Source organism: Arachnia propionica, assembly GCF_003859805.1.
In the GTDB taxonomy this organism is placed as follows: domain Bacteria; phylum Actinomycetota; class Actinomycetes; order Propionibacteriales; family Propionibacteriaceae; genus Arachnia; species Arachnia propionica_C.
The window spans coordinates 102,836-119,821 of record NZ_RQZG01000006.1; the positions used below are offsets into that span (position 1 = coordinate 102,836).

Consider the following 16,986-nt stretch of genomic DNA (forward strand, 5'->3'; position numbering starts at 1 on the left):
TGCTTCACCTCTCCTCCAGGTCAGCACCTGTGCGCATCCACCGTAGCGGCCTTCGGGGACACTGCGCCAAGGTTGCTCAGCTTCGTGCTCCGGGGCGGCTGAAGGCGGTCTCGGTGATGCGGGCCAGGGCGTCCCGGATCTGGCGGGCCCGGGCCGAGCCGATGCCGTCGATCTGCAGCAGCTCGGCGACGGAGGCGCCGAAGAGTTCCTGGAGGGAGAACTGGTTCACCAGTTTCGTCACGATCCCGGCGGGGAGGCGTCCGACGGAGCCGAGCAGGCGGGAGCCCCGGGTGGTGAGCTGGGTCTCGAGGTAGGCGTTGCTGCCGAATCCCAGGTGCTCGGCGACGAGCTGCGTGCTGAGGAGCTCCTCGGTGGAGAAGTTCGCGAGGGGCTCGAAGGTGAACTGCTCCGGTTCGTCGAGGTTGTGGGCGTAGTCCTCGGCCAGCTGGGCGGGCAGACCGGTGAACTCGGTGACCAGCTCCGCGTGCTGCAGCGAGACCAGGCGGCCCTCGATGCCGAGGATGTCGATGAGGAACTGGGTCTCGCCGGACAGGCGTTTGGTCATCTCCAGCCGTTGTGCCACCTGGGCCAGGTCGCGCAGCGTCACCTGGGCCCCCACTTCGAGCGCGTTGAACTGGTGCAGCACGTCGTCCAGCCGGGCGACGAATCGGGACAGGGTGGCCAGGGTCTGGTTGGCGCGGCTGATCATCTGGCTGGAGGACTCCAGCACGTGGCGGTGGCCGTCGAGGAACAACGAGATGGTGGACATCGACGCGGAGACGGTGACGACGGGGACCCCGGCGGCCTGGGCGGTGCGGTCGGCGGAGCGGTGGCGGGTCCCGGTCTCGGCGGTGGGGAGTTCACCGGCGGGCACGAGGTGGACCCCGGCGGCGACGATCTGGCTGAGGTCGTTCGAGAGGATGATGGCCCCGTCCATCTTGGCCAGCTCCCGCAGGGCTTGGGGCGTGAACTCCACACCCAGCTGGAAGCCACCGGTGGAGACCTGCTGCACCCTGGTGTTGTTGCCGAGCACGATGAGTGCCCCGGTGCGGCCGTGCAGGATCCGGTCCAGCCCGGCACGCAGGGGGGTACCCGGTGCCAGGTGGCGCTGGTACTGGCGCAGCCGCTCCCACTTCACGCTGTCCTCCTCACACGAACTGTCTCAAATCTTAGAGGCTGCACCAACAGGTCCTCTTCCCGGGCACGAACCGCCGTTCCGCTTCTGTGGCAGCGTTGACATCGCCGGCGCGTCGCGCAAGCAGGACGGCGGTTCGTGCCCGCGAGAAGGAGGAGGAGAAAGAGAACAGGGAGGGGGAGCTCAGCGCGATCCGCTCAGGCCCAGGGTGGCCAGGGCCTGGGCCAGGGAATCGACCTCCACCACCTTCAGGCCCGCCAGCCTCGGCACCTTCACCGTCACGTCCCGTGAACCCTGCGGCACCAGGGCCAGCTCGAAGCCGAGCCGGGCCGCCTCCGCCAGGCGACGCTCCGTGCCCGGCACCCGTCGCAGATCACCGGCCAGCCCCACCTCGCCCAGCGCCAGGATCCGTTTCGGGTGCTGCCGGTCCAGGGCCGCCGAGGCCACCGCCACCGCCACCGCCAGGTCCACCGACGGGTCCGTCACCTTCGCCCCACCCACGGTGGAGGTGTACACGTCGAACTGCGACAACGGCAGCCGGGCCTTGCGCTCCAGCACCGCCAGCACCATGGCGATCCGCGAGGAGTCCAGCCCATGGGTGGCGCGCTTCGGTGAATTCCCGGGAGACGGTGCCACCAGGGCCTGCACCTCCGCCAGCAACGGACGACGACCCTGCAGTGTCACCGTGACACAGGTGCCCGGCACCGGGTCGGTGTGTGCGGTGGTGAACAGCCCCGACGGGTCCGGCACCTCGACGATCCCCGTCTCCGACATCTCGAAGCATCCCACCTCATCGGCCGGGCCGTAGCGGTTCTTCGTGGCCCGCACCATCCGGAACCCGGAGTGCCGGTCCCCCTCGAAGGTCAGCACCACGTCCACCAGGTGCTCCATCGTGCGCGGCCCCGCGATGGTCCCGTCCTTCGTCACGTGGCCGACGACGAGCACCGCCATGTTCCGGTTCTTCGCCACCCTGGCCAGCGCCGCCGCGACCTCCCGCACCTGCGCCGGGCCACCGGGGGTGCCCTCGGTGCCCGTCGCGGAGATGGTCTGCACCGAGTCCACGATGAGCAGCGACGGCGAGACCTCCTCCACGTGCCCCAGCACCGTCGCCAGATCGTTCTCGCTGGCCAGGAACAGGTCATCGTGCAGGGCTCCGGTGCGGGCCGCCCGCAGCTTCACCTGCGAGGCCGACTCCTCACCGGAGACGTACAGGGTGGTCTCCCCGGTGCCCGCCCACTTCGCGGCGACATCGATGAGCAGCGTCGACTTGCCCACCCCCGGCTCCCCGGCCAGCAGCACGACGGCACCGGGCACCAGACCGTCGCCCAGCACCCGGTCCAGCTCGGCGATGCCGGTGGGTTTGCGGCGGGCGTCATCGGTGGCCACCTCCGAGATCCGCTGAGCGGAGCGTGTCGGTGCCGCGGCGGCGACCTTCGTGAGCTTCGCCGCCCCCCGCTCCACGACACTGCCCCACGTCTGACACTCACCGCACCGCCCCACCCAACGGGGAGTGGTCCAGCCGCATTCGGTGCAGTGGAAGGAGTCCTGTTTCGCCATGTCGAGAACTGTAGGGGAGCCGACCGACACATCCCGGGGTGATGCCCCGGGGCTCAGATGACGACGGTGCCCCTGGACGGTGAGGTGAAGGTCACCTCGATCATGCCCGGCTGACCGTTCGGGGCCACCATCTCGAGGCTGACCCCGTCGAGGTCCCGCTCCACCGGCACCCCGAGCCAGTCGGAGAGCCGCTCGGCGGAACCGGAGATGCACATGGCGGACACCCGCACATCGGAGGTCAGGGCGCTCGGGAGCAGCGGGGCCTCCGAGACCCACTGCACGAAGTACGGCAGCTGCGGGTCCGCGATGAGGCCCTGGATGCCGAGCTGGCGCCACTCCAGCCTCCGACCATCGGGGAACTGCCGGGCCCCCGGCACGGAGGGCCGCTCCAGCCGGTCCTCGTACCGGGTGATGTCATCGACGCTGACCACCCAGCCCAGCCAACCTCCCCCCATCTCGGAGCGGGTGCGCACGGCCCGCCCGAAGGGGGCCTTCTCAGCGGCCGGGTGGTCGAGCACCTCCACCACCTCGATGTAGCGGGCATCGGCCAACGGGATGATGTGATTCCTGGTCCCGAAGCTGGGATGGAAGCCGCCATCCTTGAAGTCGGCCCCCAGAAGGTCCGCTAGGCGCATCGCATCAGCTCTGATGCCATCGGGGCCGCTGGCGAAGATCATGTGGTCGACGTGCATGCCCTCATTCTGCCCACACCCGAATGGCCGAACCCAATCGGGGTGGCCCGTTCACGGAACCATGGCCGTAAGGTTGACCTGTGCCCAGCCCTGAGGTCCTGCTCTCCACCACCGCGGTGTTCCCCGAAGCCACCTCGGCCGCCTTCGCGTTGGCCGCCGAGCTCGGCTACGACGGTGTCGAGTTGATGGCAGGGGCTGACGCCGCCAGCCTCGACGAGGAGGTGATCGCCCAGTTCAGCGACGCCCACGCCGTCCCGGTCCGCTCCGTCCACGCCCCGACCCTGCTCATCACCCCGAGCGCCTGGGGTCGCGACCCGTGGGAGAAGCTGCGGCGTTCCGCCGAGGCGGCCAGGCGGCTCGGTGCGGACATCGTCGTGGTGCACCCACCCTTCAGGTGGCAGCGCGGCTACGCCGACGAGTTCATCGACGGCATCCGGGAGCTCAACCGCACCTCCGGGGTGACCTTCGCGGTGGAGAACATGTTCCCGTGGCGCACCTTCGCCGGCGAGTTCATGGCGTACAGTCCCGGCTGGGATCCCACCGAGCTGGACTACGACCACCTCACCCTCGACCTCAGCCACGCCTCCACCGCCAGGCAGCGTTCCCTCGACCTCGTCGCGGCCTGGGGTGACCGCCTGACCCACGTCCACCTCACCGACGGCAGCGGCTCCTTCAAGGACGAACACCTCCTGCCCGGGGAGGGCGACCAGGAGGCCTGGCGGGTGGTGCGGGACCTGGCGCACCGGGGCTATGAGGGCCACGTCGTCCATGAGGTCTCCACCAGGCGTGCGACCTCACGGGAGGAACGGGCGGAACTGCTGGCCGGGCTGCTGGCGCGGACCCGTCGAGAACTCGCATCGAGGGATGCGGAGGGGAGTGAGGAATGAAGGCCGTCTCGACCTGGGTGTGGTGGCTGATCCGTCGGTCCTGGCTGTCCCGGCGTGCCGCCGAGTCCCAGGCGCTGTTCGACCTGGCATGCAACTACGTGGCCGGGCAGGACGTGAGCGACGCCGTCGCCGTCGCCAGGACGTTGCGCAGGCAAGGGCTGCTGCTCGGTTTCACCCATCTGTCCCGGCACGACTCGGAGTCCGACACCCCCACGATCCTGGAGCGCCTCCTCGAGGCCCTCGGTGACGACGCGGTGGGCGCGGAACTGTCGGTCAAGCCGTCGTCGGTGGGGCTCCGGGACTCGGTGATGAACTCCCGGGCGGTGCTGCGTGACCTCTGCGGGGTGGCCGAGGCCCACGGCGCCCACGTCACGCTGGAGATGCAGCGCCCCCAGGAGTACGACGACACCCTGGCGCTCTACCGGCACGTGCGGGAGGAGCACCCGATGCTCGGCATCACGATCCCGACGAACTTCCACGTGGCGGAGCGGGAGTGCCTGCGGCTCGGGGCCGACGACGCGCGTGTGCGCCTGTGCACCAGCACCTACCCGGCAGGTCGTGACCTCGCGATCACCTCCGAGCGGGAGAAGTCGCTGGCCCTGGTGCGGTGCCTGCGGATCCTCATGGACTCGCCGGGGTACCCGATGCTCGCCACGCATGATCCACGGATCATCGAGATCGCCCATGCCCTGGCGCACCGCAACGCCCGCACCGCGGAGACCTTCGAGTTCCAGATGTTCCACGGGGTCAGGCCGCTGGAGCACCGACGCCTGGCCGACATCGGCTGGCGGTCCCGTACCTGCATCCCCTTCGGGAAGGGGTGGTACACCTACCTGGCCACCCGCATCGCCGCGCGTCCCCGCACTTTCTGGGGGTACGCCCGGGCGATCCTCGACAAGAGGTGAATCCGCTGCAAACGTGCGGAGCGTTGCACCTGGCAGCGATGCCATCGGAAACGCGCCGCACGTTTGCAGCGGAATCAGGGTGAACCGAGCGGATTCCCGGGGCGTGGCAGAATGGGTCGGTGCGTTTTCCGGGGCTTCGTGCCGCTCTCGAGTCCGACCCGGCGATCCGGGCCACCCTGCGTGACGCCCAGGTGGTGGGGGCTGAGGCCCGCGACATCACCTGTGCCTCCTCCTTCTTCGCCATCGCGACGGCGCTCATCGCCGACGGGTCCGGCCGGACCGTCCTGCTGGTGACCTCCACGTTCCGTGAGGCGGAGGCGCTCACCGCGGAGGTCGCGGGCCTGCTGGGCGAGGACCGGGTGGTCTACTACCCGGCGTGGGAGACCCTCCCGCACGAGCGGCTCTCCCCACGTGCCGACACCGTCGGAAAGCGGCTGGACGTGCTCAGGCGACTCACCTCACCGAACCCGCCGCAGGTGGTCGTCGCCCCGGTGCGGTCGCTGCTGCAGCCGCAGGTGAAGGGGCTGGCGGCGATGCAGCCGGTCACGGTCACCGTCGGGCAGGACCGTGATCTCACGGCCCTGCTGCAGGACCTGGTGGGGGCGGCGTACCACCGGGTGGACCTGGTGGAGCGGCGCGGTGAGTTCGCGGTGCGCGGCGGGATCGTCGACGTCTTCCCACCCACCGCCGACCACCCGGTGCGCATCGACTTCTTCGGTGACGAGGTCACCGAGATCCGCCCCTTCTCCGTGGCCGATCAGCGTTCCACGGGGGAGCAGCTGGGCAGCATCATCGCCGAGCCGTGCCGGGAGCTGCTGCTCACCGACGCGGTGCGGGCCCGCGCGAAGGACCTGCTGGGGCAGCACCCGCAGCTGGGTGACATGCTCACGCGGATCGCCGAGGGCCATGCCGTCGAGGGGATGGAGGCCCTCATCCCGGTGCTTGCGGACGGGCTGGAGCTCATCACCGACGTGCTGCCGCCGACGTCGCTGGTGCTGGTGGCCGCCCCCGAACTGGTCCGGACCCGGGCCGCCGAGCTGGTGGCGACCTCGCAGGAGTTCCTCACCGCGTCCTGGGCGGCGGCCGCCAGCGGCGGCACCTCACCCATCGATCTCGGGGCCTCCGCGTACCGCAACCTCGGTGATGTCCGGGAGCACACGATGGGGTGCGGCCACAAGTGGTGGAGCCTCAGCCCGTTCACCGTCGAGGTCGCGCCCGACGAGAACCTCGATGCCGACTCGGTGCACTCCCGGCTGCTCGCCGTCGCCCCCACCGAGGACTTCCGGGGTGACGTGGCGGCCGCCGTCGCACACATCCAGCAGCGGATCAGCGACGGCTGGCGGTTGCTGATCGGTGTGGAGGGCAAGGGGCTGGCGAGCCGGATGGTGGAGATCCTGGCCGAGCACGACATCCGAGCCCGGGTCACGGACCTGTCAGACGAGCCTGGGGCAGGGACGGCGCACGTCGTGCTGGGGACGTTCGGGCGTGGTTGGCGTGACGACGAGGCGAGGCTGGAACTCATCACCGCCGCGGAGTTGTCAGGGCAGCAGAGCACCGAACGGGGTGCACGGAAGCTGCCTTCCCGCCGTCGCAACACCATCCAGCCGCTGGAACTGAAGGCGGGGGACCCGATCGTGCACGAGGTGCACGGGGTGGGGCGGTTCGTGGAGCTGATCCAGCGGACGGTGCAGGGATCGGTGCGGGACTACCTCGTCATCGAGTACGCCCCGAGCAAGCGGGGGCAGCCCGGGGACCGGCTGTACGTCCCGATGGATCAGCTGGACCAGCTGACGCGCTACGTCGGCTCCGAGACCCCGGCGCTGGACAAGATGGGCGGCTCCGACTGGGCCAAGCGGAAGTCGAGGGCGCGGAAGGCCGTCGGCGAGATCTCCGCCGAACTCATCAAGCTGTACGCGGCCCGGCAGGCCACGAGGGGGCACGCGTTCGGCCCGGACACGGCGTGGCAGCGGGAACTGGAGGACGCCTTCAGCCACGTCGAGACCCCCGACCAGCTGGCCGCCATCCAGGAGGTCAAGGCCGACATGGAGAAGGTGGTCCCGATGGACCGTCTCATTTGCGGCGACGTCGGGTTCGGCAAGACGGAGATCGCGGTCCGGGCGGCGTTCAAGGCCATCCAGGACGGCAAGCAGGTCGCGGTGCTGGTGCCGACGACGCTGCTGGTCAGCCAGCACCACCAGACCTTCGCCTCCCGGTTCGCCGGGTTCCCCGTGCACATGGCGCAGCTGTCCCGGTTCCAGAGCGACGCGGAGGCGCGCAAGGTGCTGGAGGGGCTGGCCAGCGGGCGGGTCGACCTCGTCATCGGCACCCACCGGCTGCTGTCGAAGGAGGTCGAGTTCAAGGATCTCGGACTGGTCATCATCGACGAGGAGCAGCGGTTCGGCGTCGAGCACAAGGACCGGTTGAAGGAGTTGCGGGTCAACGTCGACGTGCTGTCGATGTCGGCCACCCCCATCCCGCGAACCCTGGAGATCGCGATCACGGGGATCCGGGAGATGAGTGTCATCGCCACCCCGCCGGAGGAGCGGCATCCGGTGCTGACCCTCGTCGGGCCGTACGACAACGGCCAGGTGCGGGCCGCGATCCGTCGGGAACTGGCACGGGAGGGGCAGGTGTTCTTCGTCCACAACCGGGTGGAGTCCATCGACAAGGTGGCGGCGGAGCTCAGGGAGCTGGTGCCGGAGGCGCGGGTCGCGACGGCGCACGGGCAGATGGGGGAGGCCCGGCTGGAGCAGGTGATGCTGGACTTCTGGGAGCGTCGTGCCGACGTGTTGGTGTGCACGACGATCGTCGAGGCGGGTCTCAACATCCAGACCGCCAACACCCTCATCATCGACCGGGCGGACACGCTCGGGTTGTCGCAGCTGCACCAGCTGCGGGGCCGGGTGGGGCGGTCGTCGGAACGCGGCTACGCCTATTTCCTGTACCCGAGGGACAAGACGCTCAGCCAGACGGCCCACGAGAGGTTGTCGACGATGGCCGCGCACACCGATCTGGGGGCGGGCATGTCGATCGCGATGCGGGACCTGGAGCTGCGCGGCGCGGGGAACCTGCTGGGCGGCGAGCAGTCGGGGCACATCGCCGACGTCGGCTTCGACATGTACCTCAGATTGGTGGGGGAGGCCGTCGCGAACTTCCGCGGCGAGGACACCGAGCCGGAGCCGACGATGCGGGTCGAGCTTCCGGTGACCGCGCACCTGCCGGACGAGTACGTCGCCTCGGAGCGGCTGCGGCTGGAGATGTACAAGCAGATCGCGGAGGTGCGGACCCAGGCGGATGTCGACCAGGTGCGCGAGGAGCTCGTCGACCGGTACGGTCCGCTGCCGGAGCCGGTGGAGCAGCTGCTGGCGGTGGCGGAGCTGCGCAACCGGGCCCGTGAGTTGGGGGTCCATGAGATCGTCGCCCAGGGCAAGGTGATCCGGTTCGAGCCGGTCACGTTGCCGGATTCGCGCCAGGTGCGGCTGGGAAGGCTCCACCCGGGGGCGGTCCACAAGAAGGCGACCTCCCAGCTGCTCATCCCGAAGCCGACCGACGACCCGGTCGCCTGGGCCAGGGCGGTGCTGGATCACATCATCGGCTGAGTGGACAGCCCGGCCCCTCTGCTCTTCCCCTACCCGACCCCTCTGCTCTCCTCCACCCACCGCCCGCCCACTGGGCACGAATCGCCGTTTTGCTTGCGCGAGACCCGCGGTGAAACGTTTCAGGACAAAGCAACCTGCCAGTTCGTGCACGGGGGTGAACGGAGGGGAGCGGGGCAGAATGTCGGGTGCCGTAGTTCTTTTGGACAGTTGTTGTTCGACGGTTGGGGTCGGCGAGGCGGTAGGCCCTAGTCTCTTGCCCGACGACACGCTTCACGACATCAGAGGTGATTCATGAAGGGCAGAACCATCCGGGCAGCCGCAGTGCTCGCGGCCTCGGTCCTCCTGCTGGCAGGCTGCAGCGCCAACCCCAAGCAGGGCGGCAACGAGATCACCAACGCCAAGGAGGCGCTGGAGCAGGCGGAGCATGAGTTCCGAAAGCTCTACAACGGGAACACGGACTACGACACCGTCGCCGAGGACGCCAAGTGCTTCTACGAGAAGGTGGACAAGGAGTCGGTGGGTGACATGCTCTTCTGCGGTCCGGTGAAGGAGCTGGGCCAGCCGGGAAACTGGCTGCGGGTCCGCACCTTCGGAAATCCCGTCAATGCAAAGCTCGAGCTCACGGAGTTCACCCCCGTCGACATCGCTGATCCAACAGGAGAGCTGTCCCGTCCCGACGGCGCCAAGCCCGGCAATCCCGCTGATCTCGCTGATCCGCCCGGCCCGGCGACCACGCACAAGGACTTCGCCGTGCTCGTGCCCCTCAGCAGCGTTCCGGTCCTGGAGCTGCAGCGGCTGGAGAACCCGGCCACGCTGAAGCAGCCTGCGGTGACGGCCACCGTCACTGCTTCGACCACCCTGGAACGGGTGCCGGGCGAGGTCCTGGCAGCTCTCGACGAGGAGCTGGGGGACTCGCCGGAGCTGCCCCACCGGCCTGCTGATGGCCAGCAGCTCGGGGCGTGGCAGGTCGACATCGCTGATCCCGTGGACCTGGCACCGAAGTTCGACGCAGAGTACAGCTGGGACAGCCCCAAGGAAGGCCGAGAGGCAGGGGCGAGTTTCCACGTCGAGGCCGGTGGCAAACGCATCACGGTGCGCAAGCCGAAGGAGCAGCAGAGCGGATGGGGCGCCAAGAAGGACGACGGTGAGCTGAGGTTCCCCTGCGAGCGGGCCGCCTGTGGTTCTCCCGAGAAGGGTACCTACCTGCTGGTCGTCTCAAGTGCCACGGTGGAGGGGGCCACCCTGGTCGCCACGACGGATGGCCAGACCGAGGCGCTGCCCTTGGCGGGCGGTGACGTGAGCACCGATCACTCCACGATCCTCTACGAGCTGGACCCTCCCAGCATCGACGGCGGACTGAGCTACACGGAGAAGAGCTTCGTCGCGGTGACGGCCGCGGAGCGGCAGAACGAGTACGACAAGAAGGACATCACCGTCACCTACGGTTTCAAGTCCTCCAAGGCATACCTGACGGCCTTCGACGCGGTGCATGGTTGGTCCCCGGCAGGTGAGGCGTGGCTCGTGCTCGCTCTGGGGGATGTGAAGGTCCGCGCCAATTCAGACAGCACCGCCTCAAAGGATATGGAGGTTGCGAAGTCGTGGAGTGTCACCGTGGATGGCGCCATCATCCAGGCCGAGCCAACCGAGTACATTGATCGGATCACCTTCAAGGTTCCTGCAACAGCACGGAAGTTCCAGGTGACGGTCACCCCACACCTGAATCTTCACTGGACTGCGTTACATGGCTCTGGCGTCTCGACTCAGACCAAGGATGTCGTCGCTCCGGAGCCGATCTCCTTCGACCTGACGTTCTCGTGACGGTGGCCCAGCGGATATGCTCGGAGGCGAGTAGCAAGGAGAGATGCACATGAAGCTCGCTGTCCGACTGGCCGTGCCCGCGTTGGCCGTCGCCGCCCTGGCCGGGTGTTCGCCCGCACCGTCGACGGCTGCGGTGGTGGACGGGGTGACCATCACCCAGGTCCAGGCGGCGGAGGGGGCCGCGGCCTGCAAGGAGACCTTCCCGCTGGTGACCGAATCCGTCGCGGTGCAGGCGCTGGTCTACCGGGAGCTGGTGTTCAAGGCCACTCAGAACCTGGGTACGCCCCTCGAGGAGGCGAAGCTGAACGACATCATCAAGCAGAACCCGGACATCGCGAAACTTGAGGACGGCAAGTGCTGGACGGTGGTTCAGGGGCTCTTCCTGCTGGACGAGCTTCCGGTGGAGCGGACCACCCCCGAGGCGCAGGAGGCCCTCCGGCAGATCCCGTTCGAGGTGAACCCGCGCTACGGCTCCTTTGATCCGACGCAGGGTTGGGACAAGGTCGGCGGCTCGCTGTCGGTGCTCTCGGAGAAGTAGTGGCCGACCGGGGGGAGCTCGCGCGGCTGCGTGAGGTGACCGACACCCTGCGGGTGCAGTGCCCGTGGGATGCGCGACAGACCCACCGTTCCCTGCTGCCGCACCTGGTGGAGGAGACCTGCGAGGTCATCGACGCCGTCCTGGCGGGCTCCGATGCGGAGCTGCGCGAGGAGCTCGGCGACCTGCTGCTGCAGGTCTACTTCCATGCCCGGATCGCGGAGGACGAGGGCCGCTTCGACCTCGACGACGTCGCCGCCGGGATCGCCGACAAACTGATCTCCCGTCACACCTGGGTGTTCGGTTCCGAGGAGGTGCCCGACGACCTGCGCGTCACCTGGGAGCAGCGCAAACGCGCCGAGAAGGGGCGCACGTCGTCGCTGGAGGGGATCGCGCAGTCGCTCAGCTCGTTGTCGCGCACCCAGAAGGTGATCTCCAGGGCCCGCGCCCACGCCGTCGCCGTCGAGCTGCCGGATGAGCCCATCACGGCAAAGGAGGTCGGGCAGCAGGTCCAGACTCTGGTGGCCCGGGCCCAGGCCAGTGGGATCGACGCCGATGTGGCCGTCCGTGAGGCGCTGCGGGACCTCGAGGCCCGCATCGTCGAGGCCGAGAGCTGAGCCCCACCCCAACTCCTGCCCCTCTCGCCCGGCTTCCCCACCTCTGCCGCCCCACCCCCGCTTCCCCCTGCCGTCCCGCCCCGCTTCCCAACCGAGCACGAATCGCCGTTTTGCTTTGTTGGCAGCGTTGACATCCGCATCTCGCGCAAGCAACCTGCCAGTTCATGCTCAGGGCGACGGCGGATGTGCGGCCTGCGCTGGAGTGCGCCGGAGGACGGCCCGGATGGTGTGGAGTGTTGACGGCCACTCCTCCATGAGTTGGCGGTGGGTCACCCTGAGTGTGACATACCCCCGGAGCAGGGCCTCCCGATCCCGACGGCGGTCGTTGTCGAAGCTGTTCGGGTCCTGATGCCACTGGCGGCCGTCTGCCTCCAGGATCATTCTTCCCTCCACGAGCAGGTCCACTCGACCGACGCCTGGGATCACGACCTGCGGGGCTGATCGGATACGGCTTCTGGCAAGCCGGAATCGGAGCACGCTCTCAAGCGGCGACTCCGCGGTCCCGGTTGCCAGCTGCAGGGCCTGGTTGACCCGTCGCCCTGCTCCCTGCAGGAGGGAGTGCAGCTCGGCTCGGGTTCTCAGGCGACACTGGAGGGCGCTGTCGAGGGCGACGACGAGCTGTTCCGTCGTGTGGTGCCGCGCCATCGAGACCAGGGCCTGGTCCAAGGACTGGGCCAGGTGCCGCGACGTTGCCTCCCCGCGTTCGCAGATGAGTGCCCCCTCCGGGATGGGGCGGGTGCGACGTCCATACCGGGGCAGCTGCAGGTGAAGGTCGGTGTCGTTCCAGGTGTCCAGGCCGTGCAGTCGAAGAACCGAGGCGCAGGCCAACGCAGCCCCTGCCGTGACGGCCGAGACCACATCCGCCTCCGCCTCGGGAAGCGCGTAGTGGCACCGGTCCAGTCGTTTCAGGTTTCCGACGGCCACCGCGTCGTCGAACTCGCGGCGCGACATGCCCGACCTCAGTGCATCCTGGCGCGTGATGATGCCGAAACTCGAGGTGCTCTGATAGATGCTCACACACACATCAGGGGCACGCCCATCCCGGATTGGTCACGGAGGTCGCACATTGCCCCGCTCTGTGGACAACTCCGCCGTCGCGCCGCCTTTGCTGCTGAGCATGAACTGGCAGGTTGCTTGCGCGAGATGCTGATGTCAACGCTGCCAACAAAGCAAAACGGCGATTCGTGCTCGTTGGGGAGGCGGTGGGGACGGGGGAGGACGGGGGAGGACGGAGTGAGGCTGGGGGCGACGGGGGTCGAGGCGGGAGCTCGTTCCCGCGGCCGAGGGTGAGCAGTTGGTGGGGACGACGGGGTGCGCGGCTGACGGCCTCGACGGGGAGGGGCGGTTGACATGCGTCTGACAGGTGTGTACTGTTCTACACAGCTGGTCCGAACGGGCCGGAGAAGATCGGTTATCACTGATAATGGACGGGTCGCGGGTTCGAGTCCCGCCCCCCTCGGGGGTAGCTCAGCTGGTTAGAGCAGTCGGCGAAAGCCAGCCGGTCTTCACGCCATGTCCGTTCGGCCCCACAACTTCATGTTCGTTTCGCTGGGTGGGCCGAGGAGGGTCGGTTATCTCAGGGACAGGGAGGTTGCGGGTTCGAGTCCCGCCACCATCGGTGTAGCTCAACCAGGCAGAGCGCCCTGCTCCGGTCCTCGCCACCACGTCCGCCCGGCCTCATCACAACTCAACACCTGCTGCCCGGGCCGACGGTGTTCGGTTATCGGCGAATCCATATGTGGAGATGGGGTTCAAGTCCCCAACGGATCGCCACCCGGTGATCCGACAGAACGCCCCCGGGTGTTCTGACACCGGATGCCACCCCACGCCCGGGCAGCCCCCGTGCTCGGCCCGGGCGGGCCGACGAGGGTCGGTTATCCCTCTCACGGAAGAGACGCGGGTTCGAATCCCGCCCCTTCGGGGTAGTTCAGCGGTCCAGAACACTCGGGCGCAAGCCCCATCCGGCCCTCACCCCACGCCCGCCCGGCCCCAGCACCCCATGACTGCCATGGCAACCAGAAAGGAGGCGACGTCATGGATCCCCTTCGCAGCATCAGCACCCGCACCACGCCGCAGAACGAACCGGCGGACTCGCGTCAGGTCCCCAACAGCGCGGGCGGCCACACCTTCCAGCTCGACGATCGAGCACGCCTGCGTCGCTTCCTGACCCTGGGCGTCGACGGCGGCACCTACTACGCCGCCCCGCGGGAACTCGCGCTGGACAACGCCCGGGTGCTCGCCCGGATGGCCGCAGCCGACCCGGCTGGCCTCGTCGAGACCATCGTCGAGGTCTCCGAGGGTGGCATCGCGCCCAAGCAGGGTCCCGCGCTGTTCGCCCTGGCCTACGCCACCTCCGTCGCCGACGCGGCCCCGCTCGCACTGGCGGCCCTGCCCCGGGTCGCCCGGACCGGCACCCACCTGTTCACCTTCGCCCGCTACGTCGAGCAGTTCCGCGGCTGGGGCCGAGGACTCAGGCGGGCCGTCGGGAACTGGTACCTGGACAAGGAGGCCGACGCCCTGGCCTACCAGGCGGTCAAGTACCGCCAGCGTGAGGGCTGGAGCCACCGCGACCTGTTGCGGCTGTCCCACCCGGCGACGGTGGTGCCGGAGCTGCGGTCCACCTTCGAGTGGATCGTGCGCTCCAGCATCGGCGACGACACCCCGGAGCTGATCCGCGGCTTCGTCGAGGCCCAGGCGGCCACCGACGTCGCCACGTGGACCGAGCTGATCCTTAAGTATCACCTGACCTGGGAGATGCTGCCCGACCAGGCGCTCAAGGAGACCGCCGTCTGGGACGCGCTCCTGGACGTCGGCATCCCGCAGACCGCGCTGCTCAGGCAGCTGCCGCGCCTCACCCGGCTCGGGATGCTGCCGGGGCTCGGCGGCCGCACCGACGAGGTGTGCGCGCAGCTCACCGACCCGCAGCGGCTCCGTCGTGCCCGGGTCCACCCCGTCGCGGTCCTCGCGGCCGCCCGCACCTACACCGCTGGACGGTCGTTCCGTGGGGATGCGACGTGGGAGCCCACCGCCAAGGTGAGCGACGCGCTCGACGCCGCCTTCTACGCCGCCTTCGGGCAGGTCATCCCGGCGGGGAGGCGGACCCTGATCGGGCTGGACGTCTCCGGGTCGATGACCTGGAGCGGGCTCGCTGGCACGCCGCTCTCCCCGCGGGAGGCGTCGGCGGCGCTCAGCCTCGTGCAGCTCGCCACCGAGCCCGCCGTGCAGGTCATGGCGTTCCAGGACCTGTTCGTCCCCCTGGACATCTCGCCGAGGCAGCGCCTCGACGACGTGCTGCGTCGGGTGGAGGGTCTGCCGTTCGGTTCCACGGACTGCGCGCAGCCGATGCTGTACGCGGCCAAGCGGAACCTGATGGTCGACACCTTCATCGTCTACACCGACAACGAGACCTGGAGTGGGAAGATCCACCCGCACCAGGCGCTGCGCCAGTACCGCGAACGGACGGGGATCGATGCGAAGCTCATCGTGGTGGGCATGACCGCGACGAAGTTCAGCATCGCCGACCCGGAGGATCCCGGCATGCTCGACGTGGCGGGCTTCGACCTGAGCGTCCCGAACCTCATCTCGGAGTTCTCGCGTGGGCTCTGACCCGCTGAGTGGCGTCGTCCCGGCACCGACAGGTGCCAGGGGCGGCGCCACTCGCCGTGTCGGCGGGGTGTCGGACGTGACCGCGGCCCGGGCCAGGGAACTGCACGAGCAGGCGGCGCAGGCGGAGCGCCGGGCGGCGGAGCTCCGGGCGCAGCGCGACGACCTGATCCGCAGGCTGCGTGCCGAGGACGAGCAGCGGTGGTCGTACGGGGCGTTGGCGAAGGCGGTGGGGTGCAGTCGGGAATTGGTGGCGCAGGTGGTGAAGAAGGTCCGTCGCTGACCGGGAGCCCGTCGTTGATAGGCTGGCACCAGCAGACATCTTCGTCTCACTCTCACAGAAGGGCTCCCCATGGCAGCTATTGAGTTCATCGACTCCCGCGAGGTCCTCGACTCCCGCGGCAACCCCACCGTCGAGGTCGAGGTCGCCCTCGACTCCGGTGCCTTCGGTCGCGCCATCGTCCCCTCCGGTGCCTCCACCGGTGCCTTCGAAGCCGTCGAGCTGCGCGACGGCGGTGAGCGCTTCGGCGGCAAGGGCGTCCAGACCGCCGTCAAGAACGTCCTCGACGTCATCGGCGAGGAGCTGCTCGGCTTCGAGGCCAACGAGCAGCGTGCCATCGACCTGGCCATGATCGAGCTGGACGGCACCCCCAACAAGGCCAAGCTCGGTGCGAACGCCATCCTCGGTGTCTCGCTCGCCGTCGCCCACGCCGCCGCTCAGGAGGCGGAGCTGCCGCTCTACCAGTACGTCGGCGGCCCCAACGCCCACGTCCTGCCGGTCCCGATGATGAACATCCTCAACGGTGGTTCGCACGCGGACTCCAACGTCGACATCCAGGAGTTCATGATCGCTCCCATCGGTGCGGAGACCTTCGCCGAGGCCGTCGAGATGGGGGCAGGTGTCTACCACGCCCTCAAGAAGGTCCTCAAGGATCGTGGGCTGAGCACCGGACTCGGCGACGAGGGCGGGTTCGCGCCCAACCTTGAGTCCAACCGCGCGGCCCTCGACCTCATCGTCGAGGCCATCCAGAAGGCCGGCTACGAGCCCGGCAAGCAGGTGGCCCTGGCCCTCGACGTCGCCGCCAGCGAGTTCTACGGCGACGGCGGGTACAAGTTCGAGGGTGCCGTGAAGTCGGCCGCCGAGATGATCGACTACTACGCCGAGCTGGTGGAGGCCTACCCGCTGGTGTCCATCGAGGACCCGCTGAACGAGGAGGACTGGGACGGCTGGAAGGCCATGACCGAGCGCCTCGGCGACAAGGTCCAGCTCGTCGGCGACGACCTGTTCGTCACCAACGTGGAGCGCCTGCAGCGTGGTATCGACACCGACACCGCGAATGCGCTGTTGGTGAAGGTGAACCAGATCGGTTCGCTGTCGGAGACCATCGACGCGGTGGAGCTGGCGCACCGCAACGGCTACCGCACCATGATGTCGCACCGTTCCGGTGAGACCGAGGACGTCACCATCGCGGACCTCGCCGTGGCGCTCGGCTGCGGCCAGATCAAGTCCGGTGCCCCGGCCCGCACCGACCGCGTCGCCAAGTACAACCAGCTGCTGCGCATCGAGCAGAACCTGGACGACGCGGCCGTCTACGCCGGTCGTTCCGCGTTCCCGCGTTTCAAGGGCTGATCCCGGGC

General features: G+C 68.9%; 12 protein-coding genes and 1 pseudogene. 9 read left to right on the top strand and 4 right to left on the bottom strand.

What is annotated here, in order from left to right; translation table 11 throughout:
* Window positions 1-76 precede the first annotated feature (76 nt).
* The 3 genes from disA to EII34_RS06785 form a co-directional block, all read right to left on the bottom strand.
* Window positions 77-1,138 (bottom strand): DNA integrity scanning diadenylate cyclase DisA, encoded by a 1,062-nt coding sequence (gene disA / locus EII34_RS06775; protein WP_124844238.1) that lies wholly within the window; start codon window positions 1,136-1,138, stop codon window positions 77-79.
* A gap of 180 nt (window positions 1,139-1,318) precedes the next feature.
* Window positions 1,319-2,692 (bottom strand): DNA repair protein RadA, encoded by a 1,374-nt coding sequence (radA, locus tag EII34_RS06780; RefSeq protein WP_124844240.1) that lies wholly within the window; start codon window positions 2,690-2,692, stop codon window positions 1,319-1,321.
* Window positions 2,693-2,745: 53 nt separating this feature from the next.
* Complete coding sequence (locus tag EII34_RS06785; protein WP_124844242.1) at window positions 2,746-3,384, bottom strand: VOC family protein; 639 nt, start codon at window positions 3,382-3,384, stop codon at window positions 2,746-2,748.
* 80 nt (window positions 3,385-3,464) lie between these two features.
* Here EII34_RS06785 and EII34_RS06790 point away from each other — a divergent pair, with 80 nt between their 5' ends.
* From EII34_RS06790 to EII34_RS06815, 6 genes and pseudogenes are all read left to right on the top strand, one after another.
* A complete protein-coding gene (locus EII34_RS06790) occupies window positions 3,465-4,271 on the top strand; it encodes a sugar phosphate isomerase/epimerase family protein (protein ID WP_124844244.1) in 807 nt (268 codons plus the stop codon).
* On the top strand, window positions 4,268-5,176 hold the full coding sequence (locus tag EII34_RS06795; protein WP_124844246.1) for a proline dehydrogenase family protein: 909 nt from the start codon (window positions 4,268-4,270) through the stop codon (window positions 5,174-5,176). Before EII34_RS06790 ends, EII34_RS06795 begins: the two co-directional genes overlap by 4 nt.
* 119 nt (window positions 5,177-5,295) lie before the next feature.
* Window positions 5,296-8,721 (top strand): annotated as a pseudogene (mfd, locus tag EII34_RS06800) (transcription-repair coupling factor); the annotation flags it as partial.
* 345 nt (window positions 8,722-9,066) lie between these two features.
* On the top strand, window positions 9,067-10,593 hold the full coding sequence (locus tag EII34_RS06805) for a hypothetical protein (protein WP_124844250.1): 1,527 nt from the start codon (window positions 9,067-9,069) through the stop codon (window positions 10,591-10,593).
* Between the two features lie 49 nt (window positions 10,594-10,642).
* Entirely contained in the window at window positions 10,643-11,131 is a 489-nt protein-coding gene (locus EII34_RS06810; protein ID WP_124844252.1) for a hypothetical protein, read from the top strand.
* Window positions 11,131-11,745 (top strand): nucleoside triphosphate pyrophosphohydrolase, encoded by a 615-nt coding sequence (locus EII34_RS06815; RefSeq protein WP_124844254.1) that lies wholly within the window; start codon window positions 11,131-11,133, stop codon window positions 11,743-11,745. The genes EII34_RS06810 and EII34_RS06815 overlap by 1 nt, the downstream gene beginning before the upstream one ends.
* Window positions 11,746-11,913: 168 nt before the next feature.
* Here EII34_RS06815 and EII34_RS06820 read toward each other — a convergent pair whose 3' ends face one another.
* On the bottom strand, window positions 11,914-12,762 hold the full coding sequence (locus tag EII34_RS06820) for an endonuclease domain-containing protein (protein ID WP_124844256.1): 849 nt from the start codon (window positions 12,760-12,762) through the stop codon (window positions 11,914-11,916).
* Between the two features lie 1,017 nt (window positions 12,763-13,779).
* Between EII34_RS06820 and EII34_RS06825 the strand changes: the two genes are divergently transcribed.
* The 3 genes from EII34_RS06825 (at window position 13,780) to eno (ending at window position 16,978) form a co-directional block, all read left to right on the top strand.
* The gene (locus EII34_RS06825) at window positions 13,780-15,351 is read left to right on the top strand and encodes a TROVE domain-containing protein (protein ID WP_124844257.1); all 1,572 of its coding nucleotides are present in this window, start codon (window positions 13,780-13,782) and stop codon (window positions 15,349-15,351) included.
* Window positions 15,341-15,631 (top strand): hypothetical protein, encoded by a 291-nt coding sequence (locus tag EII34_RS06830; RefSeq protein ID WP_221620221.1) that lies wholly within the window; start codon window positions 15,341-15,343, stop codon window positions 15,629-15,631. The genes EII34_RS06825 and EII34_RS06830 overlap by 11 nt, the downstream gene beginning before the upstream one ends.
* A 69-nt stretch (window positions 15,632-15,700) precedes the next feature.
* Window positions 15,701-16,978 (top strand): phosphopyruvate hydratase, encoded by a 1,278-nt coding sequence (eno, locus tag EII34_RS06835; RefSeq protein ID WP_124844258.1) that lies wholly within the window; start codon window positions 15,701-15,703, stop codon window positions 16,976-16,978.
* Window positions 16,979-16,986 lie beyond the last annotated feature (8 nt).

Excerpts from the sequence above, each read along its gene's own strand:
- eno (WP_124844258.1), top strand. The coding sequence starts at position 15,701 with ATGGCAGCTATTGAGTTCATCGACTCCCGCGAGGTCCTCGACTCCCGC.
- radA (WP_124844240.1), bottom strand. The coding sequence starts at position 2,692 with ATGGCGAAACAGGACTCCTTCCACTGCACCGAATGCGGCTGGACCACT.
- EII34_RS06795 (WP_124844246.1), top strand. The coding sequence starts at position 4,268 with ATGAAGGCCGTCTCGACCTGGGTGTGGTGGCTGATCCGTCGGTCCTGG.
- EII34_RS06810 (WP_124844252.1), top strand. The coding sequence starts at position 10,643 with ATGAAGCTCGCTGTCCGACTGGCCGTGCCCGCGTTGGCCGTCGCCGCC.
- EII34_RS06825 (WP_124844257.1), top strand. The coding sequence starts at position 13,780 with ATGGATCCCCTTCGCAGCATCAGCACCCGCACCACGCCGCAGAACGAA.
- EII34_RS06805 (WP_124844250.1), top strand. The coding sequence starts at position 9,067 with ATGAAGGGCAGAACCATCCGGGCAGCCGCAGTGCTCGCGGCCTCGGTC.
- EII34_RS06785 (WP_124844242.1), bottom strand. The coding sequence starts at position 3,384 with ATGCACGTCGACCACATGATCTTCGCCAGCGGCCCCGATGGCATCAGA.